At 70.2% G+C, this 23,874-nt stretch carries 23 protein-coding genes and 1 pseudogene; 13 read left to right on the top strand and 11 right to left on the bottom strand.

What is annotated here, in order from left to right; translation table 11 throughout:
- Positions 1-2: 2 nt before the first annotated feature.
- On the bottom strand, positions 3-599 hold the full coding sequence (locus ABD120_RS17635; protein ID WP_343950992.1) for a TetR/AcrR family transcriptional regulator: 597 nt from the start codon (positions 597-599) through the stop codon (positions 3-5).
- Positions 600-633: 34 nt separating this feature from the next.
- Complete coding sequence (locus tag ABD120_RS17630; RefSeq protein ID WP_343950991.1) at positions 634-1,509, bottom strand: LysR family transcriptional regulator; 876 nt, start codon at positions 1,507-1,509, stop codon at positions 634-636.
- Between the two features lie 103 nt (positions 1,510-1,612).
- Between ABD120_RS17630 and ABD120_RS17625 the strand changes: the two genes are divergently transcribed.
- From ABD120_RS17625 to ABD120_RS17615, 3 genes are all read left to right on the top strand, one after another.
- Positions 1,613-2,251, top strand: a complete 639-nt coding sequence (locus tag ABD120_RS17625) for an NAD(P)-dependent oxidoreductase (RefSeq protein WP_343950990.1) — start codon at positions 1,613-1,615, stop codon at positions 2,249-2,251.
- A gap of 37 nt (positions 2,252-2,288) precedes the next feature.
- Positions 2,289-3,200, top strand: a complete 912-nt coding sequence (locus tag ABD120_RS17620) for an SMP-30/gluconolactonase/LRE family protein (protein WP_343950989.1) — start codon at positions 2,289-2,291, stop codon at positions 3,198-3,200.
- Positions 3,201-3,396: 196 nt separating this feature from the next.
- Positions 3,397-4,902 carry an amidohydrolase family protein gene (locus ABD120_RS17615; protein ID WP_343950988.1) on the top strand — a complete coding sequence of 502 codons (1,506 nt, stop codon included), beginning with the start codon at positions 3,397-3,399 and terminating at the stop codon, positions 4,900-4,902.
- 31 nt (positions 4,903-4,933) lie between these two features.
- Here the strand turns inward: ABD120_RS17615 and ABD120_RS17610 are convergent, their stop codons facing one another.
- Entirely contained in the window at positions 4,934-5,587 is a 654-nt protein-coding gene (locus tag ABD120_RS17610) for a sensor histidine kinase (RefSeq protein ID WP_343950987.1), read from the bottom strand.
- A gap of 15 nt (positions 5,588-5,602) precedes the next feature.
- Here ABD120_RS17610 and ABD120_RS17605 point away from each other — a divergent pair, with 15 nt between their 5' ends.
- Positions 5,603-6,547: a DUF1349 domain-containing protein gene (locus ABD120_RS17605; protein WP_343950986.1), complete on the top strand. Its 945-nt coding sequence runs from the start codon at positions 5,603-5,605 to the stop codon at positions 6,545-6,547.
- Between the two features lie 88 nt (positions 6,548-6,635).
- Complete coding sequence (locus ABD120_RS17600; RefSeq protein ID WP_343950985.1) at positions 6,636-7,220, top strand: dihydrofolate reductase family protein; 585 nt, start codon at positions 6,636-6,638, stop codon at positions 7,218-7,220.
- A 256-nt stretch (positions 7,221-7,476) separates the two neighbouring features.
- On the opposite strand, the gene ABD120_RS17595 is transcribed toward ABD120_RS17600, so the two are convergent.
- A complete protein-coding gene (locus ABD120_RS17595) occupies positions 7,477-8,484 on the bottom strand; it encodes an RNA polymerase subunit sigma-70 (RefSeq protein WP_343950984.1) in 1,008 nt (335 codons plus the stop codon).
- Between the two features lie 198 nt (positions 8,485-8,682).
- Here ABD120_RS17595 and ABD120_RS17590 point away from each other — a divergent pair.
- Positions 8,683-9,475 (top strand): annotated as a pseudogene (locus tag ABD120_RS17590) (cytochrome P450); the annotation flags it as partial.
- Here ABD120_RS17590 and ABD120_RS17585 read toward each other — a convergent pair.
- Positions 9,459-9,719, bottom strand: a complete 261-nt coding sequence (locus ABD120_RS17585) for a hypothetical protein (protein WP_343950983.1) — start codon at positions 9,717-9,719, stop codon at positions 9,459-9,461. The pseudogene ABD120_RS17590 and the gene ABD120_RS17585 overlap by 17 nt on opposite strands.
- A gap of 340 nt (positions 9,720-10,059) precedes the next feature.
- On the opposite strand from ABD120_RS17585, the gene ABD120_RS17580 reads away from it, so the two are divergent.
- Together ABD120_RS17580 and ABD120_RS17575 are read left to right on the top strand one after the other, a co-directional pair.
- A complete protein-coding gene (locus tag ABD120_RS17580) occupies positions 10,060-11,187 on the top strand; it encodes a sensor histidine kinase (protein ID WP_343950982.1) in 1,128 nt (375 codons plus the stop codon).
- Complete coding sequence (locus ABD120_RS17575) at positions 11,184-11,831, top strand: response regulator (RefSeq protein WP_343950981.1); 648 nt, start codon at positions 11,184-11,186, stop codon at positions 11,829-11,831. Before ABD120_RS17580 ends, ABD120_RS17575 begins: the two co-directional genes overlap by 4 nt.
- A gap of 108 nt (positions 11,832-11,939) precedes the next feature.
- Here the strand turns inward: ABD120_RS17575 and ABD120_RS17570 are convergent, their stop codons facing one another.
- The 3 genes from ABD120_RS17570 to ABD120_RS17560 all read right to left on the bottom strand — a co-directional run bounded on the left by ABD120_RS17570 (position 11,940) and on the right by ABD120_RS17560 (position 13,963).
- Positions 11,940-12,782 (bottom strand): class I SAM-dependent methyltransferase, encoded by an 843-nt coding sequence (locus ABD120_RS17570; protein WP_343950980.1) that lies wholly within the window; start codon positions 12,780-12,782, stop codon positions 11,940-11,942.
- A gap of 100 nt (positions 12,783-12,882) precedes the next feature.
- Positions 12,883-13,449: a helix-turn-helix domain-containing protein gene (locus ABD120_RS17565; RefSeq protein ID WP_343950979.1), complete on the bottom strand. Its 567-nt coding sequence runs from the start codon at positions 13,447-13,449 to the stop codon at positions 12,883-12,885.
- Between the two features lie 40 nt (positions 13,450-13,489).
- Positions 13,490-13,963 carry a hypothetical protein gene (locus ABD120_RS17560; RefSeq protein WP_343950978.1) on the bottom strand — a complete coding sequence of 158 codons (474 nt, stop codon included), beginning with the start codon at positions 13,961-13,963 and terminating at the stop codon, positions 13,490-13,492.
- A 347-nt stretch (positions 13,964-14,310) separates the two neighbouring features.
- Here ABD120_RS17560 and ABD120_RS17555 point away from each other — a divergent pair, with 347 nt between their 5' ends.
- The 4 genes from ABD120_RS17555 to ABD120_RS17540 all read left to right on the top strand — a co-directional run bounded on the left by ABD120_RS17555 (position 14,311) and on the right by ABD120_RS17540 (position 18,434).
- Positions 14,311-14,715, top strand: coding sequence for a hypothetical protein (locus tag ABD120_RS17555; protein WP_343950977.1), 405 nt, complete (start codon positions 14,311-14,313; stop codon positions 14,713-14,715).
- Between the two features lie 129 nt (positions 14,716-14,844).
- Positions 14,845-16,275 (top strand): FAD-dependent monooxygenase, encoded by a 1,431-nt coding sequence (locus ABD120_RS17550; protein ID WP_343950976.1) that lies wholly within the window; start codon positions 14,845-14,847, stop codon positions 16,273-16,275.
- Positions 16,262-16,876, top strand: coding sequence for a TetR/AcrR family transcriptional regulator (locus tag ABD120_RS17545; RefSeq protein WP_343950975.1), 615 nt, complete (start codon positions 16,262-16,264; stop codon positions 16,874-16,876). The genes ABD120_RS17550 and ABD120_RS17545 overlap by 14 nt, the downstream gene beginning before the upstream one ends.
- Before the next feature lie 43 nt (positions 16,877-16,919).
- On the top strand, positions 16,920-18,434 hold the full coding sequence (locus ABD120_RS17540) for a DUF4241 domain-containing protein (protein WP_343951021.1): 1,515 nt from the start codon (positions 16,920-16,922) through the stop codon (positions 18,432-18,434).
- Positions 18,435-18,504: 70 nt separating this feature from the next.
- Here ABD120_RS17540 and ABD120_RS17535 read toward each other — a convergent pair whose 3' ends face one another.
- The 3 genes from ABD120_RS17535 to ABD120_RS17525 all read right to left on the bottom strand — a co-directional run bounded on the left by ABD120_RS17535 (position 18,505) and on the right by ABD120_RS17525 (position 22,807).
- Entirely contained in the window at positions 18,505-20,208 is a 1,704-nt protein-coding gene (locus ABD120_RS17535; RefSeq protein ID WP_343950974.1) for an ABC transporter ATP-binding protein, read from the bottom strand.
- Positions 20,205-21,914: an ABC transporter ATP-binding protein gene (locus ABD120_RS17530; RefSeq protein WP_343950973.1), complete on the bottom strand. Its 1,710-nt coding sequence runs from the start codon at positions 21,912-21,914 to the stop codon at positions 20,205-20,207. The genes ABD120_RS17535 and ABD120_RS17530 overlap by 4 nt, the downstream gene beginning before the upstream one ends.
- Positions 21,915-22,030: 116 nt before the next feature.
- The gene (locus tag ABD120_RS17525) at positions 22,031-22,807 is read right to left on the bottom strand and encodes an alpha/beta fold hydrolase (RefSeq protein WP_343950972.1); all 777 of its coding nucleotides are present in this window, start codon (positions 22,805-22,807) and stop codon (positions 22,031-22,033) included.
- Between the two features lie 132 nt (positions 22,808-22,939).
- Here ABD120_RS17525 and ABD120_RS17520 point away from each other — a divergent pair, with 132 nt between their 5' ends.
- Complete coding sequence (locus ABD120_RS17520) at positions 22,940-23,848, top strand: helix-turn-helix domain-containing protein (protein WP_343950971.1); 909 nt, start codon at positions 22,940-22,942, stop codon at positions 23,846-23,848.
- Positions 23,849-23,874: the final 26 nt, after the last annotated feature.

Raw genomic sequence — 23,874 nt, 5'->3', positions numbered from 1 at the left:
GATCAGGCGGTCAGGCCCCGGGCCAGCGCGTTGATCGTCGTCTCCAGGACGTCGTCGTAGGTGTCGCCGTACAGGTGGCGGTTCATGACGATCAGCCCCACCGTACGGATCACCCCCATCACGACCTCGGCCCGGACGCCGCCGACGATGACGCCTTCGGCCTGACCTCTGGCGATGTACTCCAGCAGGGGAGTGACCACGTAGGGGGTGATCCGTTCGACCTCGTCGGCGCCGATGCGCCTGGCCACCGACCGGAGTTCGTCGGGGTGGGTGAACAGCCGCTGGTAGAAGGGGTCGGCGGTGAGGATCTCCGTCGCGGTGCGCATCACCTCCGCCAGCGATCCGGCGCTCGCCGGCAGGCTGAACACCTCGGCGTGCCGCCGGGCGATGAGCGGGGCGCGGCGGACCATGACCTCCTTGTAGAGGCTCTCCTTGGAGTCGAAGAAGGCGTAGAAGCTGGCCTTGGAGATCCCGGCCGCTGTTGTCAGCTCCTCAAGTGACGTCTTCTTCAGCCCCTGGGAGGCGTAGAGCCGCTCGGCCGTGTCGAGCAGGTCGGCGGTGATGCGCGCCCGATCCTCGTCCGTGAAAGCGACAGCCACGAAACCACCTGTGTCCGAACCGGTAATCGGGTCATCAGCGTACAGCGTCGATCTCCAGAGCCTCCAGGAACGCGGTGGCGGCCGGTGACGGGCGGAGGCTCCAGACCAGGTGCTCCACCCGGGTGGGGGGATCCGAGAATTCGACGACGTGCACGCCGGGCAGGCCGGGCACGAAGGCGGCGGGCAGCATGCCGACGCACAGGCCGAGCCGTACCAGCCGGGCCATGAGGTCGGGGGTCGTCACCTCGAAGGCGACCTCGCGGCCGACCCCGGCGGCGGCGAACGCCTCGTCCGACTGGATACGCCCGGCCGTGCCTGCCGAGAAGTCGACGAAGACCTCGTTCGCCAGCCGGCGCAGGTCGACGGCGGCGGCGTCGGCCAGCGGGTGGCCGGGTGCGACCACGGCGACCAGTTCGCCCTCGGCGAGCACCCGGCCTCTGACGCCCTTCGGCCGCACGCTGGGCGACAACCCGAGGAAGGCGATGTCCAGGGTGCCCTGGCGAACGCCTTCGGCGAGGTCCTCGCTGCCTCCGGCGCGCAGGGTGATCCGTACCTGCGGGTGGCGGACGTGGAAGTCCTTCAGCGCGCCCGGCAGGTCCACCGCCGTGACGGTGGGGATGGTGCCGATGGCCAGCCGGCCCCGGATCTCCCCGGAGGCGGCCGCGACCTCGGCGCGTGCCCGGTCGGCGGCCTCCAGGGCCTGCCTGGCAGCGGGTAGGAACGCCTCGCCGGCCGGGGTCAGCCGGACCCGGCGGCTGGTGCGCTCGAACAGCCGGGCGCCGAGTTCGCGCTCCAGGCGGGCGATCTGGTGGCTGAGCGCGGACTGCACGACCCGGCAGCGTTCGGCCGCGCGGGTGAAGTTCGCCGTCTCCGCCACCGCGACCACGTAGCGCATCTGCTGCAACTCCATCGATCTATCGTGCATCACGATCGCTGGAGTGACAAACATGTGTTGGACTCATCGATCCCCGATACCCGAGGCTTGTCTCACTCGGGAGAACGGAGAACAGGCGATGCGTATCACGGTGTTCGGAGCGGCCGGAGACGTGGGGAGCCGCGTGGTGGCCGAGGCCCTGTCGCGGGGCCACGAGGTGGTCGCGGTCGTGCGTGACCGGGCGCGATTCGGCCTGCTGCCCGCCGACGCCGACGCGCAGGTCGGCGACGCGGGGAACGTCGAGGACGTGGCCAGGCTGGGCGCGGGCCAGGACGTGGTGGTCAGCGCGACCCGGCCGCCCGCCGGGCAGGAGGGCGAACTGGCCGCGACCGCGAAGGCGCTGCTGGCCGGGCTGTCCGGCACCGGTGTGCGGCTGCTGCTGGTCGGCGGGGCGGCCACCTTGATCGTGCCCGGTACGGGGGGCCGTACCGTGGTCGAGGACCCGGACTTTCCCACTGAGATCCGCGATATCGCGCTGGCCTGCGCCGACCAGCACCACGTGGTCCGAGGCGAGGAAGAGGTGGACTGGGCCTACCTGAGCCCGCCCTCGCGGCTGATGCCCGGTGAGCGTACCGGCCGCTATCAGGTCGGTGCCGACGAGTTGCTGTTCGACGCGGCGGGCCACTCGGCCATCTCCATGGAGGACTTCGCCGTTGCCCTGCTGGACGAGGCCGAGCATCCTCGGCATCACCGGACCAGGTTCACCGTCGCACACTAGGTTCTGACTCATGGACAATCGCCCAGAAAGTCCCGTCATGAAATTTCGGATAGTGCCCGTCGGGCTGGCGCTCGCGCTGGCCGCCGCGATGAGCGCGCCCGCTCAGGCCACCGCCGAACCGGAACTCCCGACCGCGATCCAGTTACCGAACGGGTTCCGTCCCGAAGGCGTCGCGACCGGCCCCGGGCCGTTCGCCTACTTCGGCTCCCTCGCCGACGGCTCCATCTACCGCGCCGACCTGCGCACCGGACGCGGTTCGATCGTCAGCAAGGGGCCCGGCACACCGTCCGTCGGGCTGAAGAGCGACCAGCGCGGACGGCTGTTCGTCGCGGGCGGCACGAACGGCGACGCGCGCATCGTGGACGTACACACCGGCCGGGTGCTGGAGTCCTACCAGCTCGCGGCGGGACCGGCGTTCGTCAACGACGTCGTCCTCACGAAGGACGCCGCGTGGTTCACCGACTCCACCAACCCGGTGCTGTACAAGCTGCCGCTGCGCGGCGCCCGGCTGCCCGCCGAGGCCGAGCGCGTCCCGCTCACCGGCGACCTCGTGTACGGCACCGGCTTCAACGCCAACGGCATCGCCCCGGCACCCGACGGCCGGGGGCTGCTCGTCGTGCAGTCGAACACCGGCGGGCTGTTCCGGGTCGAGCCGTCCGGCGTGACCCGCCGCGTGGACCTGCACGGTGAGACGCTGCCGAACGGTGACGGCCTGCTGCTGCGCGGCCGTACGCTGTTCGCGGTGCAGAACCGGCTCAACACCGTGGCCGTGCTGCGGCTGAACGAGGACGGCACCGAGGGCCGGGTGGTGCGGCGGGTGACCGACGCCCGGTTCGACGTGCCGACGACCGTGGCCGCGTTCGGCGACCGGTTGTACCTGCCCAACGCGCGCTTCACCACACCGCCCACGCCGGAGACCCCGTACAACGCGGTCGCCGTACAGGACTGACCGAGGCGGCCCCTTTCCGGTGGGGCGGAACGGGGCCCTCGGCAAGATCCTCGGGTGGCAGGGTGCCGCCGTCATGAATGCGTAGGTCGGCGCCTTGTCTAGGTTTGCAATAGTTCAAGCGATTCGCCCCGTAAAATGATCATCCACTGGTGGGGCAATTCGCCGATTTCGCCAGGTTGCGAGTTGAGGAGCCCATATGAGGGAGAACACGTCGCGGCGCAGGTTCATCGGATGGCTGGCAATGACGGCCGCCGCCTCGACAGGCTGGCCCGCCTCATCGGCCCTGGCCGCCACCGACCCGGGACCTGCCATCACCGTGTTGCGCAACGTGACAGTGATCGACGGGCGGGGCGGCCCGCCCAGGCCGGACATGACGATCGTGCTGGCGGGCGACCGCATCGCCTGGGTAGGAAACAGGATCAGCGTCCCGATCCCGGCCGATGCCACGACGGTGGACCTGCGGGGCAAGCACGTCATCGCGGGATTGTGGGACATGCACGCCCATACCGAGCTTGACAAGCTCGACCTTTACCTGCCCCTCTTCCTGGCCAACGGCGTGACCGGCATCCGCGAGATGTGGGGCACGCCGGACCGCTTCGAACTGCGGCGCAAACTCGAGACAGGCGAGGTCGCGGGGCCGCGCATGGTGCTGGCGGGCAACATCATCGACGTACCCGAGTCGTTCGTCGGCGCCTTCCCCATCCGCACCGTCACCTCACCCGCCGACGCGGGCGAAGCCGTACGCGAGAGCAGACGTGAGGGTGCCGACCTGGTCAAGGTCTACTCCTTCCTGACCCGGCCCCTGTACGGTGCGATCGCCGCCGAGGCCCGGCGGCAGGGCCTGCCGTTCGCCGGACACCTTCCCGAGCACGTGTCGCTCTGGGACGCCGCCGAACTGGGCCAGCGCAGTGTGGAGCACCTGTTCGGCACATTCTTCGCAACGTCCGGCCACGAGGCGGCCATTCGCCGGCTGATCGACACCACCGCGATCCCCGACAAGGGCGGCGCCTACCCGTGGTTCCTGTGGGTGCGTGAGCTCGAACGCCAGGCCGTCGCCGGGTACGACCCTCGCCGCGCGAACCGGCTGTTCGCCGGCATGGCCAGGCGCGGCACCTGGCAGAGCCCTACCCTGACGAACCTGCGCGTGGGCTCCTCACCCGCCGACACCTTCCGGGGGGACTGGCGGCTGAAGTACCTTCCGCCCGGCACGGAGGAATACTGGCAGAGCGATCTCGGCGCCCCGGCCACGCCCGAGGCGATCGCCCAGCAGCGTGAGTACTTTCAGGCCAGGCTCCGCGTCGTCGGCGAGATGAGCCGCGCCGGGGTCGGCGTCCTGGCCGGCACCGACAGCAACCAGGCATACGTCTTCCCCGGTTTCGGCCTGCACGACGAGCTCGCCCTGTTGGTCGAGGCGGGGCTCACTCCGATGCAGGCGTTGCGCAGCGCGACCGTCGAGGCCGCCCGCTACCTGGGACGCGAGCACGACATGGGCACTGTCACCGCGGGCAAGGTCGCCGACCTGGTCGTCCTGGACGCCGATCCACTGCGCGACATCCGCAACACCAGGAAGATCCACGCAGTGGTCACCAAGGGCCGATTCATCTCCCATACCGAACGCGAGGCCATGCTGACCGCCGTCGAAGCCGCAGCCAGAACGCACCCGCGCCCTCCGGCGGCGGCGATGCGAGCACGCTGCTGCTGACGCCCCCCAGGTCGCTCATGCATCACCGACGTCAAGGATGGTTCGGCTGAGATGTCCGCGCGAACCGCACGGTGATGGACAAGCCGCCTTCGGGGCGTGCCCTGGTGATGAGGGTGGCGCGGTGAGCTTGCGTGACGGCATTGACGATGGCGAGGCCGAGGCCGTAGCCGTCGCGGCTGCCGTGACGATCCGGCGCCAGTTTCTGGAAGGGGTGAAAGAGGCGCTGGATCTGGTCGTCGAGGATGACCGGCCCGCTGTTGGTGACCGTGAAAGCCACCTGCGGGCCGGAGGTCTGAGTGGTGATCTTGATGTGCCCGTCTGGGTGGTTGTGACGAATGGCGTTGTCGATGAGGTTGGCGACGAGGCTTTCGATCAGTCTCGGGTCTCCCGCCGTCACTGCTGGCGTCAGGCGTTCGGCGAGGTCAATGCCTCTTTCCGTTGCCTGGTCGCGGCGGGAATCGAATACTCCTGCGATGGCGCGCAGCGGGCGCAGGAACCGGCCGGCGACGAACCAGCCCAGAGCCAGGGCGACGGGAATCAGAATGACCAGGGCGACAGCGGAACCGACGAGGAGTTGGGGCAGGCTGATCCCGGGCCCGGTTCCAGTCAGCGTGCTCGCTGAGGGCCGGCCCGTGGGAATGGCCGCATCGATACCGACGAGCGGGACTGCGACGAGGACGAGCACGAAGACCCCGGCGGCGTGGTGCCGTGGGCGAAGGCCGGCCTCCTCGTCAGGCAGAGCCTCGAACAGGGCACACCGTATGCCGCCGTCATGCTCACCGGAGCCCACGGCGTACGGATGCAGCACAACTACATCCACGACGTGCCCGGCGGTCCGCACAACGGCCCGCAGTGGCTGCGGCTGACCAGGTCGGGCGACATCATCACCGGCTACGAGTCGGATGACGGCAAGACGTGGACAGAGGTCGGCACGGTCGCGTTGACCGGGCTGCCGGAGACGGTCGAGATCGGGGTGTTCGCCACCTCGCCAGGCGCCTTGTGGGATATGGCGCAAGCCTTCGCCCAGGCCACCGCCACCTTCGTCCAGATCACGCTGCGGGGGCGCGAACGGTTCGTGGCGCCGCGACGACGTCGGCGTCGTCATGGAGTCCGACGGCAAGACCCCGCATCACCCGGGCGGGTCGTCGAGTCCGGCGACAAGCTCATCGTGATCGGGGTCGGTGACATCGGGCCCGCCACGGTGGAGGGCGGGGTGCGCGCCGACCTCATGCTGATCGGCGGGGCCCTGGGGATGATCCGGGTGCTCGTGGTGGCGGTCACGTTCTTCACGGCGGAACACCGGCGCGGGCTGATCGGGACCGGACTGCCGGCCGAGCCGCATCCGGCGCGGCTGCCGGCGGCCAAGGCCGTGGTGGTCGGCGCGGTCGCGTTCGTGGCGGGGCTGGTGACCTCGGGGGTCGTGGTCCCTGTCGGCCTGGCGATGTCGCGCGCCAATCAGAACCCGATTCAGCCGATCACCCTGGCTACCGAACTGCGGATTCCTGTGCATCGAGCAGCGTGTCGCGCGGCGGCCGACACGCGCGCGGCGCCGAAGGTCGCAGCCCTGCGCGGCGGCCGAGCGAACTGCCCGGCGTCGGGAACTGCTTGGCGATCTGCAGCGCGGCGGGCGAGCCCGCCGCTGTGAGCTACGTGACCAGGCATTTGCGCACCGATGAGGTTTCCGCGCCGCGCCCGTCAGTACATGTGAGATCGACTCACGGAAGGCTGGCACGATGCGGAAACTGATCTTCGGCATGAACGTGACCCTGGACGGCTACATCGCCGCGATCGGCGACGACATCGGCTGGAGTGGAGGGGAGGGACCGGACTCCTCCCCGAGCGCCGAACTGTTCCAGTGGTGGTACGACCAGATGCGCGCGAGCGAACTGTCGCTGTACGGGCGCAAGCTGTGGGAGTCGATGAGCTCCCACTGGCCGACCGGCGACCAGCGTCCCGACGCGACCCCGGCGGAGATCGAGTTCGCGCGCCTCTGGCGGGACATGCCGAAGGTGGTGTTCTCATCGACGATCGACAAGGTCGACTGGAACACCCGCCTGGTCACCGGCGACGCGGTCGCAGAGATCGCCCGGCTCAGGGCCGAGGACGGTGGCCCGATGGACATCGGCGGCGCGACGCTCGCCGGGGCGGCCATGCGGGCCGGGCTGATCGACGAATTCGTGCTGGTCACCGTACCGGTCCTGGTGGGCGGCGGCACGCCGTTCTTCACCGTGCTGGACAGTTGGGTATACCTGAAACTGGTCGAGACGCGGACATTTCCCGGCGGCGTGGTGCTGACCCGATACGAGACGAGGCGATGAGCACGGGCCAAATGCCCGGCTCATAAGGCCAGGTCGAAATCCTTCCTGGCGTACCCATCGTGACCCTCGGCGATGAGGGGTCCCTTTCCCCGCGTACCGAGTCGCGAAGACGCGGAGGACGATGTCGTCGATCGTGACGATGTTCATCGGACCCGCCCCGCCGGCAACGTCGGCGGGGCGGTGGTGTCCAGTTGGTCGGGGTGCTCATTCTGCGGTGACGTCGGTGGCGGCCGGCCTGTGCGCTCGACTTGTCCGATCACAGCGTCGCGGGCAGGCTCAGCCATGGTTTGTCGGTGGCGTCGAATCCGGTGAGTTCGGCGATCTTCCCGTCGACGATGTGCAGGACCGCGATGTTGAACAAACGGTACTCCGGGTCGTCGGGGGTGCGGAGGTACAGCACGGCGGCAGGCATGCGGTTGACCGTCGTGGCGATGCAGCGCCAGTCGTCGTAGCCGCGCTGGAAGAGCCCACTGGAGACCCAGCCGTCCACCGCGTCCTCGGCCGTGACGATCAAGGTGCCAGGATCGGGCAGCATCATGAAGCTCAGGTCGTCTCTCAGCAGGGCCATCAGCCCGTCGACGTCGTTGCGCTCATGGGCGTCGATGTACGACTTCACCACGCTGCGCTCGTCCTCCGACAGCTCGCGCGTACCAGGGCTCCGCCAGTCGAGGCGGCGGTCGGGCAGCTGCTCGCGCATCGTCACGCGCGCCCGCTGCAGTGCGCTGGTCACCGACGCGACGGTCAGCTCAAGGGCGTCGGCGGCCTTCGACGCCGGCCAGCCGAGGACGTCGCGCAAGATGAACATCGCCCGCTGCCGCGGCGGCAGGTGCTGGACGGCGACGATGAACGCCAGCTCGATCGTCTCCCGAGCCACCACCGATTCCTGCGGGTCCTCCGGGAGCATCCGGTCCGGGTAGGGCTGCAGGTAATGCACTTCCGAGCCCGCGCCCGGCAGCCCGGCGGGCACGGGTGTGCGGTCGTTGCGCTTCTCCAGGAAATCGAGGCAGGCGTTCGTCGCAATCCGGTACAGCCAGGTCCGCAGCGCAGCGTGGCCCTTGAACGACTCCCGCTTGTTCCACACCCGCAGAAACGTCTCCTGCGTCATGTCCTGGGCGTCCTCGTAGTTCGCGAGCATCCGGTAGCAGTGCACCTGCAGCCCCCGCCGGTAGCGCTCCGTGATGAGCGCGAACTGTGCCGCGTCATTCGAACGGGCCGCCGCGATGAACGCGGCCTCGTCGTCGCCCAGCGGTCTGGAGTCTGTCATGGTCGTCAATCCTTCCGAGGGTGGCGAGGGGATACCAGAACTGACGACGTGGCGGCGGATTTCTGAGCGGTGAAGCAGTCACGGCGGGCGAGTTCGGCCGGTTCGGGGCAGGCTGCGGTGAGGTCCCGTACCGACTGGGTGTCGCGCTCGCGTTGCCGGTCGGGGTGGGTGAGCCGAAAACCTGGACGTACCCGACCAATCGACTTCGGCGGCTTCGAGGTCCCTCCGGCGCCGCCGGGAGAGTTCCTGCTCATGGACGAGCCACGGCACAGCCGTTACCGCAAGCCGCTGGTGGGCAAGTTCACCGTGCGCCGGATGCTGTTGCTGTCCGAGCGTGTGGAGCAGGTCACCGCCGAGCACCTGGACGCCATGGCCGAGGCCGGCCCGCCGGCCGATCTGGTGACCGCGTTCGCCGAGCCCGTCCCGGCCGTCATGATCTGTGAACTGCTCGGAGTGCCCTACGAGGACCGCGATCTCTTCCAGGGGAACGTCGGCAAGTTCATGAGCGGCGAGACCAGCGACGAGGATCTGATCACGGCCTACACCGCGGTCCAGGCCTACCTCGCGGAGCTGGTGGCCGCCAAACGCGCCGACCCCACCGACGACGTGCTCAGCGACCTGACCTACAGCGATCTGGACGAGGAGGAGCTGAAGGGTGTGGCCTTGATCCTGCTGGCGGCCGGGCTCGACACCACCGCCGACATGCTGGCGCTGGGCACCTTCGCGCTGCTGCGGAACCCGGCGCAGCTGACCGCGCTGCGCGCCGACCCCGCGCTCGCGGAGAACAAGCGGTCACGTGGCCTTCGGTCATGGCATCCACCAGTGCCTGGGCCGGCAGCTGGCCCGCATCGAGATGCGCGTCGCCTTGTCCGCCCTGGTCAACCGCCTTCCCACGCTACGACTCGCCGTACCAGTAGAAGAGGTTGCGCTGCGCCCTGAGACCGCGGACATCTACGGCGTCAAGAGCCTTCCGGTCACCTGGGACACCTGATCTCCAGACGTGCAGGTGCGACCGCCATCAAGCGCGCGTACGCGCTCTCGTCCAGGTCCGTCTTCCCCGGAACCTCGATGAGCCCGAGGAACGCCACGCGCTGCCCGGCGGCCTCGACCACGTTCCCGCAGGCGACATGGCGGTGGGCGCCGAGCGGGTCCACCGGCACGACCTCGGCGCCCGCCGCGTCGTGCAGGGAGGCCAGCCAGTCGTGATCCTCGTGGTTGCCGCTGACGAACAGCACCGGGGGAATCCGCCTGAGAGCCGAGCGCACCCCCTCGGCGAATGCGGGTGAGGGATCGAGCAGGATGATCCCGGGCGAAACGACGGCTGGCCTCGTCCCACCGGTCGAACGACGGGAAGGCGCCCAGATCGCCGACCTGGATCACGGCGTCGAGCCGACCGAGCCAAGCCGAGCTTCGCATCCAGGCATGGAGATCGTCGACGATGTGGTCTTCGTCGATCGCCGCGTTCGGAAGTCCGCGATCGACAGGCATCGGCCTTCCGGCGGAGCCCGCCATGACCTTCGTCACGGGTACTCAGGAAGGATCACAGAGCCCGCCCGGGAAATTAGTGTCGGAGCCATGCTGCGTCGCCTGGCCTGGATGCGTGACCCCGACCGGCCCATGCTGTTCAACATCGTCTTCTGGGTGGTGCTCCTCGCCACCGGGGTCATCCCGTTCGCGGCCGAGCCCTGGCCCGGGAGTGGGGCCCCGGTGTTCGCCCTCAATCTGGTGCTGGTGGCCGCGCTGTGGCTGTCGCTGCCCTGGCGGCGTGTCGGCGGATGGCGCCGGCCCCTGCCGACGGCGTTCATGCTGGCGACGTTCGCACTGGGATACACGGGCTCGGCCGAGGTCCACATCCTGCTGACCCTCCTGGCCATCGCCAACGTGGCGTTCGTCCACAGCGTGCGCACCGCCGCCGTCATCCTCGGCTGCCTGTCAGCTGCGGCGTTCGCGACCATGGCGGTGCTCGACGGCGACGCCCTGCGCGCCATGGTGCAGGTCGTCCCCGTCTTCGTCTTCGCCTTGTTCGTGCTGGGGATGGTGTCGGCCGTGCTGGAGGCGCGGCGACTGCTGGCTCGGGTCAGGGAACTGACGGTCGCCGAGGAGCGAGCGCGGATGGGCGCGGAGATGCACGACTCCGTCGGCCACCACCTGACGCTGATCAAGATGAACCTGGAGAACGCCGAGCGGTTCCGCACGCGCCGCCCCGAGGCCGTATGGGACGAGGTGCGCGAGGCGAAGGAGATGACCGTGGCGGCGCTCGCCGACGCCCGCCGCTGGGTTCGCGCGCTGCGCCCGCTCGCGCTCGAAGGGCGCGTCGGCAGCGCGGCGCTCGAAGGGCTGGCGGCGTCGTTCGACGGCACGGGGCTCTCGGTGTCCTTCGAGGTGGTGGGCGGCGAGCCGTCCCTGGACCCCGATGTGGAGCTGGTGCTCTACCGCGTACTTCAGGAGGGGCTGACCAACGCCGTCCGGCACGCGGAGGCCCGCCACGTGGACGGCACGCTCGTCTTCGACGGGCGGCGCGTCGTCCTGGTGGTCGCCGACGACGGCAGCGGCCGCGACCGCGACTCGCACGGCGGGTTCGGCCTGCGCTCGCTCGCGGAGCGCGCCCGTGCCGTGGGCGGCACGGTGGTCTCGGGCGACCGGCCCGGCGGCGGTTTCGAGCTGCGGGCGGAGCTCCCCGTCCGGGCGAAGGCGGCGACGTGAGCATCGTCAAGGTACTGCTGGTCGACGACCAGGAGCTGATGCGGCGGGGGCTGCGCAAGATGCTGGAGGTCGAGGACGGCATCGAGGTCGTGGGCGACGCCGCGGACGGCGAGGAGGCTCTGATGCTGGCCGCCGCACACCACCCGGACGTGGCGCTGGTGGACGCCAGGATGCCTGCGATGAACGGCGTCGAGCTCATCTCCCGTCTGTCCGTCCGCCATCCCGGTGTGGCCGCGATCGTGCTCAGCACATTCGACGAGGACGACTACATCTTCGGCGCGTTGCGCGGCGGCGCCGTCGGCTACCTCCTCAAGGACTGCACGCCGGAGGAGCTGATCGACGCCGTTCGCCGGGCCGGTCGCGGAGAGACGGTCCTGGCCTCTCCCGTGGCCGCCCGCCTGATCGCGGAGATCCGCCGCACACCGGCCGCACCGAGCGTGCTCCGGGACGGGGATCGAGTGTCGGCCCGCGAGGCGGAGGTGGCCAGGCTGATCGCCGTGGGGGCCTCCAACCGGGAGATCGCGGCCCGGCTGCTCCTCACCGAGGGCACGGTGAAGAACCACGTCTCCAGCCTGCTGCGCAAGTACGGTCTCCGTGACCGCACCCGGCTCGCCCTGCACCTCCAAGACATCCCAAGGCCGTGATGACATGGCTGCCGCGACCGCCTGGCGGGCAAATTCCGCTGCGATGGCCCGTGATCTCAACGTCGTGCGCGCCGCGCTGAGCTACCTGGATCGGCGCGGTCGGCGAGGTCAGTCGCGGCGCGCGGCCCAGACAGTGCGTTCGGTGCGTATCGCGAGGTCACCTCGGCGCAGGATGCTGTGCGGGCCGCCGGTGTCGAGCAGTCGGTCGAGCGCGGCGGCGTCTTCGGGCAAGAGGGCCCCGACGGCCGCGCCACGGATGCGCCGCAGGGCGCTCAGGGCGTAGCGGCCGATCGCCTCGCTGCGTGAGCCCTCGATGTGCACGGCGATGGTGCGTTCGGCGTCGAGGGCGAATCCGGCGCCGGTCAGCATCGGCCCCCAGTCGGCGCCACGGTGAGGCACGCGGTCGGCGTGGAAACGATCGGCCGCGGCGTGGCAGCGGTCTTCCAGCCCGGGCCGCTCTTCGGGAGCGTCGGCGGGCAGGAAACGGGGGAAACCGGCCAGTTCGACGACGGTGAACAGGCCGCCGGGCGCGAGCAGGTCGTGGATGTCGCGTATGGCGCGGGCGGGGTCGGCCAGGTGGTGCATGGAGGCCGATGCCCATACGAGGTCGGGCGCGCCGAGGTCCGGCCAGTCGTCGTCGAGGTCGGCCTGCACGGTGTGCACCCGGTCGGCCAGGTCGCGGGCACACGCCTTCTCGCGCAGGCGTCGCAGGTGCCCGGGTGAGGCGTCGACAGCTGTGACGTGTGCCTCGGGGAAGCGGTCGAGGAGGGCGAAGGTGCCCGCTCCGGTGCCGCAGCCCAGATCCACGATGCGACGCGGGCCGGCGGCCAGGGGCAGCCACTCGGTGATGGCGGCGAGGTGTTCGGCGAGGACTTCCGCATCCAGGTCGAGGATCTCCTCCTGGCTGTCGGCGTCGTGATCGTGACCGATGTGCGGACGTGTTCGAGTCATGACATCACATTACGGAGACCATGCGCGTACGGCACAAAACCTTTCGCATTGCGCAAGACAATGACCACCGGTGCTGCCGGACGGGCAAGTCGCACCCCTCTCAGTCGTCCTCGCGCTGGTGCCCGCGGCGCGCGTCGCGGTCGAAGATGCCCAGGATCTCGCACGGCCCGCCGTCGGCGCCGATGGCGTGCGGCATCATCGTGGGGAACTCGGCGGCCTGGTTGGCCTCAAGGCGGAAGCGACGGTGGCCCAGCAGGAGGATCGCCGTACCGGACAGGACGACCAGCCATTCCCGGCCCGGGTGGGCGCGCATGCGGGCGGGGTTCTCGGGCGGCGGCTCGGTCATGCGCTGACGCATCACGGTCATCCCGGGGTCGCTCTTGATCGGCCAGCGCATCACGCCATGGGTGCCGTCGATCATCGGGCTGGTGACGACGTCATCGGTGGCGGTCTCGACCAACTGGTCGAGGGAGGTGTCCAGGGCACGGGCGAGAGTGACGAGCTGATCGAGCGCGAGGCGGCGCCGGCCGTTCTCGATGCGGCTCAGGGAGGACTGACTGAGCCGGGCACGGCCGGCCAGCTCTTCCAGGGACCAGCCCTGCGCGACCCGCAGGGCGCGGATGCGTTTGCGCACAAGGCCGTCCAAGTCTTCATCGTCTTGCTTCATAGGCAATACTCTATGCCTCTGATGCAGGCAGCTGTCTCGATCAGGGAATCAGCCGGGACATCACGGAACGAGGTAGCGACGGGTTGGCCGCCGCCGCTTTCACCACCTGCCAGTCCTCGTCGTCGAGCAGTCCGACGATCACCGTGGACGGCAGGGCGCCGTGGCAGGCGGCCAACGGTCTGGCCCGGCGATCGGCGAGGCATGCCGCCAGCGCTGCCGCCGTCGCGTTGCGGTGCCGGGCAACCTCTCGGAACACCTTCTGCACAGGCGGCCGGTGCTGCGTGAGCTCCTCCAGCAGCTTCGCCGTGGCATCCGGATTGGCGGCCACCCTCGCCAGTACCCGGCTGCCGTGGCGTGCGACCATCGCGCGAAGCTGCACGTCGGACAGTCCCGGATGGGGCGCGATGGACTTGACCACCTTCGCGTCGACGTCTTCGGCCAGCACGTCGCGGATTTCCGGCGGGAGATCACGTCGCTGGGCGAGGAGCATCCGCACACTCGGGTTCGCCGACACGGCCAGCTCCTCGACAGATCTACGCGCGCCGCCAGCTCGACGCGCATCAGAACCGAGGGATGGCCCGCAAAGCCCACGACGGCATCAACCGGCGTGGCCGGGTTCCGAAGGGCCATCTGCTGGATCACGAACACGGTGGACTCGTGGGAGCCGTCACAGGAAGCGCCCGGCGGCAGCGAACAGTCGGTCCGATCGCAGTTCGGATCGTGAACGAAGGGCACCGGCTCCTGGTCGCACACCGCGCAGAAGCGTGCAGGAGGCAGCCCGTCACCGGTCAACAGCGACGCCAGCACGGGCGTCGGCGTCGCTTCGTTGGCCGCCGCCGAGCGACGAACATCGGCATGCGGATGCGCCACGAGCTGCCCGGCGATGTCGGCCGGCGCCCAGAGCGCGAGCTCCGCGACCACCTGGACATCGGGATCCGCCGCAAGCGTCCGCATCACCTCGGACGGCAGAGCCGGGCATGCCGCCAGCCTCTCCCGGATCTCCACCAGCGGATCGGCCGCAAGCCGGTTGGCCCACTCCGGTCTGCCGGAACTCTCTTCGAGAAGGGCGAGCGCGACATGAGGCCGAGCCACCAGGTCGACGTCGTCGACAGTGAGCCGCCGCTCACGGGCGAGCCGTACGGCGGCGGCCTCGAAGCGCATCAGCGTGGCCATCTGCGTGTCGGTGAGGTCCGGACGATCGGCGAGGGCCTCGGCGAGTTCCGCATCCGCGCACGAGATGAGCCGATCGATCAGTTCGGGCGGTAGCGCCGCGTTCTCGGCAAGTCCCAGGAGGGCATGCTGCACGGATCAATCCTGCCCGGACGGCGAGCGGACAGCCAGTCGATTTATGCGCTATAAATGTAGCGATACAGAAATAGCGAACGGAGAAGCGTCATGCACGACGTCGTCATCGTGGGAGCCGGTCCCACCGGGCTCATGGCCGCCTGCGAGCTCGCGCTCGCGGGCGTTCACTGCACGATCGTGGACAAGCGCGGCAGCGAGTCCAACGTCACGCGGGCTTTCGGTCTGCACGCCCGAGCCCTGGAACTGCTCGACGCCCGAGGCATGGGCGACGAACTGGTCGCGGCAGGCAACCCGATCAAGACGGTGTATCCCGCCTACGCCTCGCGGGTCGACTTCGGGCGGCTCGACACCAGATATCCCATGTTGCTGCTCGTGCCCCAGAACGGCACCGAGAAGATCCTTCAGCAGCGCGCCGACGAACTCGGAGTACAGATCCGTCGCAACGCCGACGTGGTCGGCCTGACCCAGGACGCCGAATCCGTGCGGCTGAGGCTTGAGGACGGGCAGGAGCTGGAAGCCGGATATGTCATCGGTGCCGACGGCGCACACAGCACCGTGCGCGACCTGGTCGGCGTGGGCTTCGCCGGCGCGGCCTACAGTCTGCCCATGCTGCTGGCCGACGTCCGCATCCCCACCTCCGAGCCGCCGCCCATCACGCAGGTCGGCACTCAGGGTGTGGTGGTGACCCTCCCGTTCGGCGACGGCTGGTTCCGGGTCGGCGCGTGGCTGCGCGAGGAGCAGAACGACCCACGCTTCGCCCTGATCCGCGAGGCGTTCCACACCATCGCGGGCACGGACTACGGGATGAGCGAGCCGCGCTGGTTCTCCCGCTTCGTCGCCGAACGCCGCCAGGCCCGCAGCTACCGATCGGGACGGGTCTTCCTGGCCGGGGACGCCGCCCACGTGAACTCGCCCATCGGCGGCCAGGGCATGAACACCGGCATCCAGGACGCCGCCAACCTGGGCTGGAAGCTCGCCGCGACGCTGCACGGCTGGGCCCCGCCCTGGCTGCTCGACACCTACCACACCGAGCGGCACCCCGTCGGCTCCGCCGTCCTGGCCATGACCGACCACCTCACCGGGCTGGTGCTCAGCGGCTCCCGAGTCCGCCTGGAGATCAGCCGGCGCGTCATGGCGACCCTGCTCCACACCGGTCCGGGCCGCCGCCGCATTCTCGGAAGACTGTCCGGCCTGGAGTTCGCCTACCCGTCCGGTGAGCCGGACGCCCACGCGCTGGCCGGACGCCGAGCCGCCGACGGCCCGACAGACGCGGGCCGTCTTTATGAGGTGCTGCGGGCAGGCACCTTCGTTCTGCTCTCCGACGAGGGCGTGCCCACCCCTTGGCACGATCGCGTACGGCACGCCACGCCCCTTCGCGGCACCGGGCCCGAGGCGACGCTGATCCGCCCGGACGGCTACGTGGCCTGGGCCGGGGATCGCACCGGTACAGCAGCGGCTCTGGTGAAATGGTGTGGTCCAGCCAACCGCACCGGCAGGGAAGGAAACCGTGCCACCCCCTAACCCACAGCGCCGCGACCATCTGGCGGACGCGGCCATCACGGTGCTGGCCGAGCAGGGGTCACGGGGGCTGACCCACCGGGCCGTCGACAGCGCCGCCGCCGTACCGGCCGGCACCACCTCGCGCTACTTCCGCACCCGCGATGCGCTGGTCAACGGGGTCATCGAGCGGATCACCCTCCGGCTCGGCGAACGTGTGGACGCCTACACCGTCCGGCCGATCTCGCCCGCCGATCTGGAGGAAGCGCTGGTCTCCGTCCTGACCGCGATGCTGACCGACGGCCGGCACCATTCGCTGGCGCTGTTCGAGCTGCACCTGGAGAGCACCAGAAACCCTCGACTGCGAGACACGCTGACCGACGCACTGCACGGCCGAAGCGATCTCATCGTCCGCCAGTGCCGCGCCGCCGGAATCGACATCGGCCAGGACGAGGCCATGCTTCTGGAGATGAGCGTGCTGGGCATTCTCTTCACCGCTCTCACCACCGGCGTGCCCGACTCCCCGAGCGAGCTGATCCGCACCGCCGTACGAGCTCTCCTGGCGATGAGGAAGCCTTGGAAGGACGACGAGATCGTTGAACGCGACCATTTTCCAACTAGGTGATAACGTCCACCGTCCTGGTGAACGGGGAGAGGTCGTGCAGGCGATGCTGAGCGAGTCCGGGCCGATCGGGGTGGTGTACTGCGAGGGATGGGAACCTGTCCGGCACGCGGTGGTCGGTCCGTTGTCCCCCGACGAGGCGCGACGAAGAGATGAGACCGGGGAGCAGTACGCCGCGCTGCTGTTCCTCGGAGATCGCGTGCAGGCGCTGTTCGAGGTGGGCTGGCGTCAGGGCGTGTGCGTGACATGGGGGTTCGATGATCAGCGACGTCGCGTTGTGAAGCGTGACTTCCGCCGGTTGGACGACGAGTTGCTGCTTGTCGAGCAGGTTTCCTGGAGATACCCGGCGGTGGCGGTGGCGGAGTTCGGTGCGGCGGCCAGGCGAACGAGGGTGCGCCATGCGGCGCGACAGGGCTATGTGCAGGTCACGGCGGGGCGCCCGGGACGGTCGCAGAGTTCGGGGCTGGTCCCGGCCGCAACCGATCGGCTGCGCCTTGCGGCGCCGTGGTTCGGTAACTGGGCCGGGCTGGCCTTTTTCGGCGCCGACCAGATCGAGGAGGTCGCTGGCAGTATGGGCGACGCGGCGTTGTTTCGCGAGATCGTCGTGGAGCTCGCTGAAGGGGACGCGGCTTCGCCCTGGCTGCCTCTTCCGTTGCTGCCACTGGACCTGCCGGCCAGTACGCCGTTCGCGCCTTCGGCGCCTCCGGACGGTGTGGCCGTGGTCCCTTTCGACGCGCCGGTCTGGCAGCCGCCGCAACCGCTGCGAGTGGATCAGCGCCTGGTGATCGCCCATCCGGCATTCAGCACCGCCAGCCCGGGTGCTCGTCTGGAGTCCCGGCCGGCCGGGACGCTGCGCGTGCCGACCGGTGAGCTGGTGGCGTGCGATCCCTACACGGTCTCGGACGCCAAGCCCTTCGCCGTGCGGGTGCCACCGGGGCACTACCCCGTGATGTTGACGGTGGTCGGAGAGGGCGCTCCGGCGCAGGGCCGAGTCGCTGCGGCCTGGCTGGTCATCGATGATGCGCCCGTGATCTCCTGGGAGCTTGCCACCCGGCCCGGGGAGGACGTGCGCACACTTCCCGACGGAGAAGCGTTCTGCTTCGCCGTCGACACCGGCATGGCCTGCTTCGTCGACCGTGCCGCAGCGGACGGCCTGGCCTACCTCGGCGAGCCTGACAGTCGGCTTCCCGAGGTGCGTGATCATGTGGCAGAGGTGGACGAGCCCGCCTCGGGTGCCAACCTCATCGCCTTCACCAGCGGCTGGGGGGACGGAGCCTATCCGGTGTGGATCGGCCGAACCGAGGATGACGGCGTCGCCTGCGTTATGGCCGACATGCTTGTACTCGGCGAGCCCGACGGCGTCCCGACGATCCCGCCGGAAGCCGTACCCTTGACGTTCGTGGTCGGCGATGCGGTGCTGGTGGCTGACGGACCTTTCGCCGCGTTCCCTGGCACGGTCAAGGGAATCGACGTCGATGGGCGCATGCTTACCGTTGCCCTTTCGGTCTTCGGACGTGACCAAGACATCGAGGTGCCCTTCCACCAGGTCGAGAAGCTGTAGGCGACATGCGCGGCTCTCGCAGTCACGGTGCGCTCGCCTGATTACGCGAGGTCGCCGGCGGCGCCCCGGCTCAGGCCCTCGTAGCGGGAGCCGTGGCGATGTTCCAGAAGTCGGCGTACCGGCCGCGCCGGTCGAGCAGTTCGTCGTGGGTGCCCGCCTCCGCGACGCGGCCGCCGTCCAGGAAGACGACACGGTCGGCGCGTCGGACGGTGCGCATGCGATGGGCCACCATCACCACCGTCCGACCGGCCATCAGACGTTCGATGCCCGCGTGGACGGCCGCCTCGTTGACCGGGTCCAGCGCCGAGGTCACCTCGTCGAGCAGCACGATGGCGGCGTTCTTCAGCAGCGCCCGCGCGATCGACACCCGCTGGCGCTCACCACCGGACAGCAGCGCGCCGCCCTCCCCGACGTTCGTCGCCCAGCCGCCGGGCAGGCGCTCGATCACCTCGTCCAGCTGTGCCGCGGTCGCCGCGGCCCGTACCTCGGCCTCGTCGGCGTCGGGACGGCCCAGGCGCACGTTCTCCTCGATGGTGCCGTCGAAGAGGTAGACGTCCTGGAAGACGACGGCGATCCGTGCCGTCAACGCCTCCGTGCTGATCGCGCGCACGTCCACGCCTCCCACGCGCACCGCGCCGGCGTCCACGTCGTAGAAGCGCGCGAGCAACTGCAGCAGTGTGCTCTTGCCCGCGCCGGACGGCCCGACGACCGCGAGCCGCCGGCCCTCGGGGACGGTGAGCGACACCTCGTCGATCACGGTGTGACCGCCGTGCCGGAAGGTGACGGCGTCGAATTCCAGGCTGTGGTGTGCCAGCTGGATCGGCTCGCGAGGCTCCGGCAGCGGCTCGGTGCTCAGCACCTTCTCAAGTCTGGCCAGTTCCGCACGCGCGCCGCGCAGTTTGCCGCCGATGTCCGACAGTGACAGCAGCGGGTCGGCGCAACGGGCGGCCAGCACCAGGATCGCCAGGATCTCCGCCGCGCCGATGTGCCCGTCGAGCGCGAGGTAGGCGCCCAGGACCAGGAGCCCGGTGAAGCCCACCTGCACGGTGATCGTGAGCCCCACGACACCGGGCAACGTCGCCAGCACGGTACGGCGGGAGGCCCGCTGGGCGTCGAGCAGCGAGTCGTCGAGCAGCCGGAAGCGTTCGCCGGTCCGCAACACCGGCTGGGCCTGGAGGAATTCGATGACGCGCCCGCCGGCCTCCCGGTCGCGTTCGTGACGCTCGGCGTCGGCGGCGGCCGTCGCGCGTGCCGTCCGGGACTGGATCGCCGCCACGACGGGGGCGGCGAGCGACGCGGCCAGCCCCATCCGCCAGTCGAAGGCGGCCATCACGGCCACGATGGTCAGCGGCGTGACCAGGGCGGAGATGAACGGTGCCAGCAGATGTGCGGCCACGCCCATGGCTTGCAGGAGGCCGCGGCCGGCCAGGGCGGACACCTCGCCGACACGACCGGCGTCGTACCAGCCGAGGGGGAGCCGGGCCAGGTGCTCGCCGAGCCGGTGATACATGCCGCGCAACATGGTGGTCCCGACCCGCATGCCGGACAAGTCGCTGACATAGCGCAGCACGGCGTAGAGGGCGACCGCGGCCCCGAACGCCACCAGCCAGGGCACGGCGTCCGCAGGCGTGCCGCCGAGCAGCGCCCGCAGTACCGGGACCAGCAGCGCGTAGGACAGACCTTCGACCACCGCGGTGGTCGTCATCAGGATCACGGTGCGGCGCATCGCCCGCGCGTACTCGTCTCCGAGCACGCGCAGCAGCATTCGGATCATCGGGGCTCCTCTCCTCGCGGTACGCCACCATGGGTTTCGATCTCGGCCGATCGGTGGGATCGCCAGAGCGCGGCGAACCTTCCGCCGTGTGCCAGCAGGTCGGCGGGACTGCCGCGCTCGACGATCGCGCCGTCCTCCAGCACCACGACGGTGTCGGCGGCGGCGATGGTCTCCAGCCGGTGGGCGATGACGACGACCGTACGGTCGCCGCCCCGCATCGCCAGGGCCCGGCGGACCGCCTGCTCGGTCTGCGGGTCGGCGAAGGAGGTCGCCTCGTCCAGCACCAGAACGGGCGTGTCGGCCAGCAGCGCGCGGGCGATCGAGATCCGCTGCGCCTCGCCTCCGGACAGCTTGGCCTCCTGTCCGAGCACCGTGTCGTACCCGCGCGGCAGTCGCAGGACGCGATCGTGGACGCCGGCCAGCCGGGCGACGCGGACCACGTCGTCGCGACCGGCCTGCGGCACCGCCGACGCGATGTTGTCGGCGACCGAGGCGCGCAGCAGGCGGACGTCCTGGAAGACGAAGGACACCCGCCGATACAGTTCCCGGCTGCCGATCTCGCGCAGATCGACGCCGCCGAGCAGGACCGAGCCGTGGGTGGGGTCGAAGAACCTCGGCAGCAGCTGGACCAGCGTGGACTTGCCGCTTCCCGACGGCCCGACGACCGCGGTGACCGTCCCCGGCTCCAGTACCAGGTCGATGCCGCGCAGCACCTCGCGGCCGGCGTCGTAGGCGAAGCGGACGTCGCGCAGTTCCACCCGGTGCCCCTGCGGCGCGCGCGGGTGGGCGGGCTCGGGCAGCGGCCGGACCGCGAGGACGTCTTCGATCCGGCCGACCGCGCGACCGGCGCTCTGCAGATCGTCGAAACCGTGGCCGAGCGCCGCCACCGGAGCGGTCAGTCCCAGTCCGAGCAGCAGGAACGGCAGCAGGTCCGCCGAGGCCAGGCCGCCGGAGGTGATCAGCGCCGTGCCCCCGATCAGCACGATGAGCAGCACGAACGGCGGCGACAGCACCAGCTGCATCCCGGCGGCGATCACGGACATGCCGCGCACCCAGCGGGAGAAGACGCCGACGAAGTCGTCGGCGGCCGTCAGGAACGCGCGGTGGGCGCGCTCGGCGCCACCGAACGCCTTGACCACCGAGATGCCTTGCACGAACTCGACCACGGAACCGGCGATCCGGCCCATGGCCGCGTCGTAGGCCTCCTGCTCTCGCGTCCTGGCGGGCAGCATCAGCAGCGGGATCAGCGCCATCGCCAGCACCACCGGGATCAGCGTGATCAGCGTGAGCCGCCAGTCGACGGTGAACAGGTAGACCAGCGACACCGGCGGCACCACGAACGCGGCGACGAGCTCGCCGGGGGCGTGGGCGATGAACGGGTGCACGGCGCTCACGTCCTCGCCCACCACCTTGGCCAGCTCGCCGGTGCGGCGCCGGGAGAGCCAGCCGATCGGGACGCGTTCCAGCGACGCGGCCAACTGCCGGCGGAACGCCAGCTGCACCCGATTGTCGAGAAGATGCCCGGCTCCCGCCGCAGCGGCGGTGAACAGCAGCCGGACGAGCAGACCGGCCGCACCCGCGATCACCACGGTGCGGACGTGAGCGTGGTCGATCGGGCCGGGCGACAGCAGGGTACGGCCCAGCTCGACGACCGCCAGCAGCGGTGCCAGACCCGCGAGCGCGCCGATCACTTGCAGGATCACCACGGCCGCGAAACTCCGCAGATGTGGACGCAACAGCCGTGCCACGCTGGGTCCCGCTACCGCACCGGCATCCTCATCGGCATCTTTTCGCTCGATCGGCTCGGCGAGGTCGGTGGTGGTCATCGTGCTGTCGAGGCGGCGGCGTGGATCTCGGCGAAGGCCAGCAGGGGTGCGGCGGTCCGCTGCGGATCCTCCAGGATGGGCGAGTGCCCGAGTCCGGGCAGCAGTTCGACCCTCGCGCCGGGAACGACGCGGTAGTCGGCGGCGGACGAGGAGCGCCACCTCCGGTCGTCCTCGCCGAAGATCACCAGCAGCGGCTTGCCGAGCACCGCCAGCCGCTCCGGGAGCGGCTGCTGCTTCAGGTAGTCGGTTGTGGCCTGCATCGTCGCGGTGAGCGTGTGGTACGTCATGGCGCGCATCTCGTCCAGAAGCTGTTGCGGGATCCGCGCGCCGGCGCGGCTGAATCCGGTGCTCGCGAACCGGCGGATCTGCTCGTCTGCCGGCGGCCACTGCGTGAGGCCGACGGCGGCCGACCCCGCCTCGATGAAGGCGTCCAGGCTCGGTCCGGTGTTGATGAGGACGAGCGCGGTCACCAGTTCGGGTCGTCGCTCGGCGAGGGCGGTGGCGACCACGCCGCCGCTGGAATGGCCGACGATGACGGCCTGTTTGACGCCGAGCAGGTCGAGTGCCTGTCCGACCCGACGTGCCTGGTCCGAGGTCGCGTAGCCGGGGCCGTCCGGTTTGGCCGATCGGCCGTGCCCGAGCAGGTCGATCCGGATGACGCGATGGGATCCGGTCAGCATCGGAACCAGCGCGTCCCACGAGCGGGCCGAGGCGGCGGACCCGTGGATGAGAACGAGTGCGGGGGCATCGTGGGGGGCCGTCCTGGCACACATGGACGTCGCCGTCGTCCAGGGTCAGGATTTCGGAGGTGCCGTCAGGAATGGTCATGAGCCCACTGTCGCCGTCGGCGTACGCCGGTGGATTGGACGAATGTTCCCTTCGCGCGGCTCCCCTAGCATGGGAGCATGCGGTCCAACGTGCGCGAACGTGACGATGCCGTCGCGTGGGACGCCGCGTCCTCGGTACGGCGCAGCCGGGTGCCGGGTGTCACCATGGCCGGCTTCCGCGACCTGGGCATGGATCCCGAGGGCCACCGCATGATTCCGCACCCGGCCGTGACACTGGTTCTGGACCTGGGGGCCGGCCTGCCCGTCGTCGAGGACGCCACCGGGCGGCGTCACCGGGGCAGTCTCGTCGCCGGGATCGGGCTCAGCGGCGCGGTGTGGGTGCGGGGCCAGAACATCGCGTGTGTGCAGGCGCGTCTGTCACCTGTGGTGGCCCGCGCGATCCTGGGCGTCGGCCCGGCCGAGCTCGACGGCTGCGTGGTGACGCTGGACGACCTGTGGGGCAGGCAGGCGTCACGGATCAGCGAGCAGTTGGGCGAGGTCTCCTGGCAGGATCGCTTCGCGTTGATCGAGACGTTGCTGGGCCGCCGGTGTGAGGCAGGGGCGCCGGTCGAGCCGGAGGTGGCCTGGGCCTGGCACCGGATGGTGGTCGGCCGAGGCCGGGTTCGGGTGGAGTCGCTGGCGGCCGAGCTCGGATGGAGCCGCAAGCGCCTGTGGTCGCGATTCCACGCGCAGATCGGCCTGCCGCCCAAGCGCGCCGCGAAGCTGGTCCGCTTCGACCACGCCGCCCACCGCCTGACCGCAGGGCATGCCGCAGCGGGGGTCGCGGCCGACGGCGGCTACGCCGATCAGTCCCACCTGCATCGGGACGTCATGGAGTTCGCCGGGGTCACCCCTGCGGCGGTGGCCCACGAGCCGTTCCTGGCGGTCGACGACGTCGCCTGGCCCGACCAGGGAACACCCGACCAGCCCGGCGCCGCCGTCCGAAGACGCGCGAACGGAGATCTCAGGCCCTCCGGAGCCCCTTGACTTTCACATCGATGTGAGACATTAGC

This window comes from Nonomuraea longicatena (assembly GCF_039525605.1).
Lineage (GTDB): Bacteria > Actinomycetota > Actinomycetes > Streptosporangiales > Streptosporangiaceae > Nonomuraea > Nonomuraea longicatena.
This window is presented reverse-complemented; position numbering and strand designations above follow the sequence as displayed.

Coding starts and splice junctions, on each gene's coding strand:
- ABD120_RS17630 (WP_343950991.1), bottom strand. CDS start 1,509: ATGGAGTTGCAGCAGATGCGCTACGTGGTCGCGGTGGCGGAGACGGCG.
- ABD120_RS17625 (WP_343950990.1), top strand. CDS start 1,613: ATGCGTATCACGGTGTTCGGAGCGGCCGGAGACGTGGGGAGCCGCGTG.
- ABD120_RS17620 (WP_343950989.1), top strand. CDS start 2,289: ATGAAATTTCGGATAGTGCCCGTCGGGCTGGCGCTCGCGCTGGCCGCC.
- ABD120_RS17615 (WP_343950988.1), top strand. CDS start 3,397: ATGAGGGAGAACACGTCGCGGCGCAGGTTCATCGGATGGCTGGCAATG.
- ABD120_RS17600 (WP_343950985.1), top strand. CDS start 6,636: ATGCGGAAACTGATCTTCGGCATGAACGTGACCCTGGACGGCTACATC.
- ABD120_RS17595 (WP_343950984.1), bottom strand. CDS start 8,484: ATGACAGACTCCAGACCGCTGGGCGACGACGAGGCCGCGTTCATCGCG.
- ABD120_RS17580 (WP_343950982.1), top strand. CDS start 10,060: ATGCTGCGTCGCCTGGCCTGGATGCGTGACCCCGACCGGCCCATGCTG.
- ABD120_RS17570 (WP_343950980.1), bottom strand. CDS start 12,782: ATGACTCGAACACGTCCGCACATCGGTCACGATCACGACGCCGACAGC.
- ABD120_RS17565 (WP_343950979.1), bottom strand. CDS start 13,449: ATGAAGCAAGACGATGAAGACTTGGACGGCCTTGTGCGCAAACGCATC.
- ABD120_RS17555 (WP_343950977.1), top strand. CDS start 14,311: ATGCGCCACGAGCTGCCCGGCGATGTCGGCCGGCGCCCAGAGCGCGAG.
- ABD120_RS17550 (WP_343950976.1), top strand. CDS start 14,845: ATGCACGACGTCGTCATCGTGGGAGCCGGTCCCACCGGGCTCATGGCC.
- ABD120_RS17540 (WP_343951021.1), top strand. CDS start 16,920: ATGCTGAGCGAGTCCGGGCCGATCGGGGTGGTGTACTGCGAGGGATGG.
- ABD120_RS17535 (WP_343950974.1), bottom strand. CDS start 20,208: ATGATCCGAATGCTGCTGCGCGTGCTCGGAGACGAGTACGCGCGGGCG.
- ABD120_RS17525 (WP_343950972.1), bottom strand. CDS start 22,807: ATGTGTGCCAGGACGGCCCCCCACGATGCCCCCGCACTCGTTCTCATC.
- ABD120_RS17520 (WP_343950971.1), top strand. CDS start 22,940: ATGCGGTCCAACGTGCGCGAACGTGACGATGCCGTCGCGTGGGACGCC.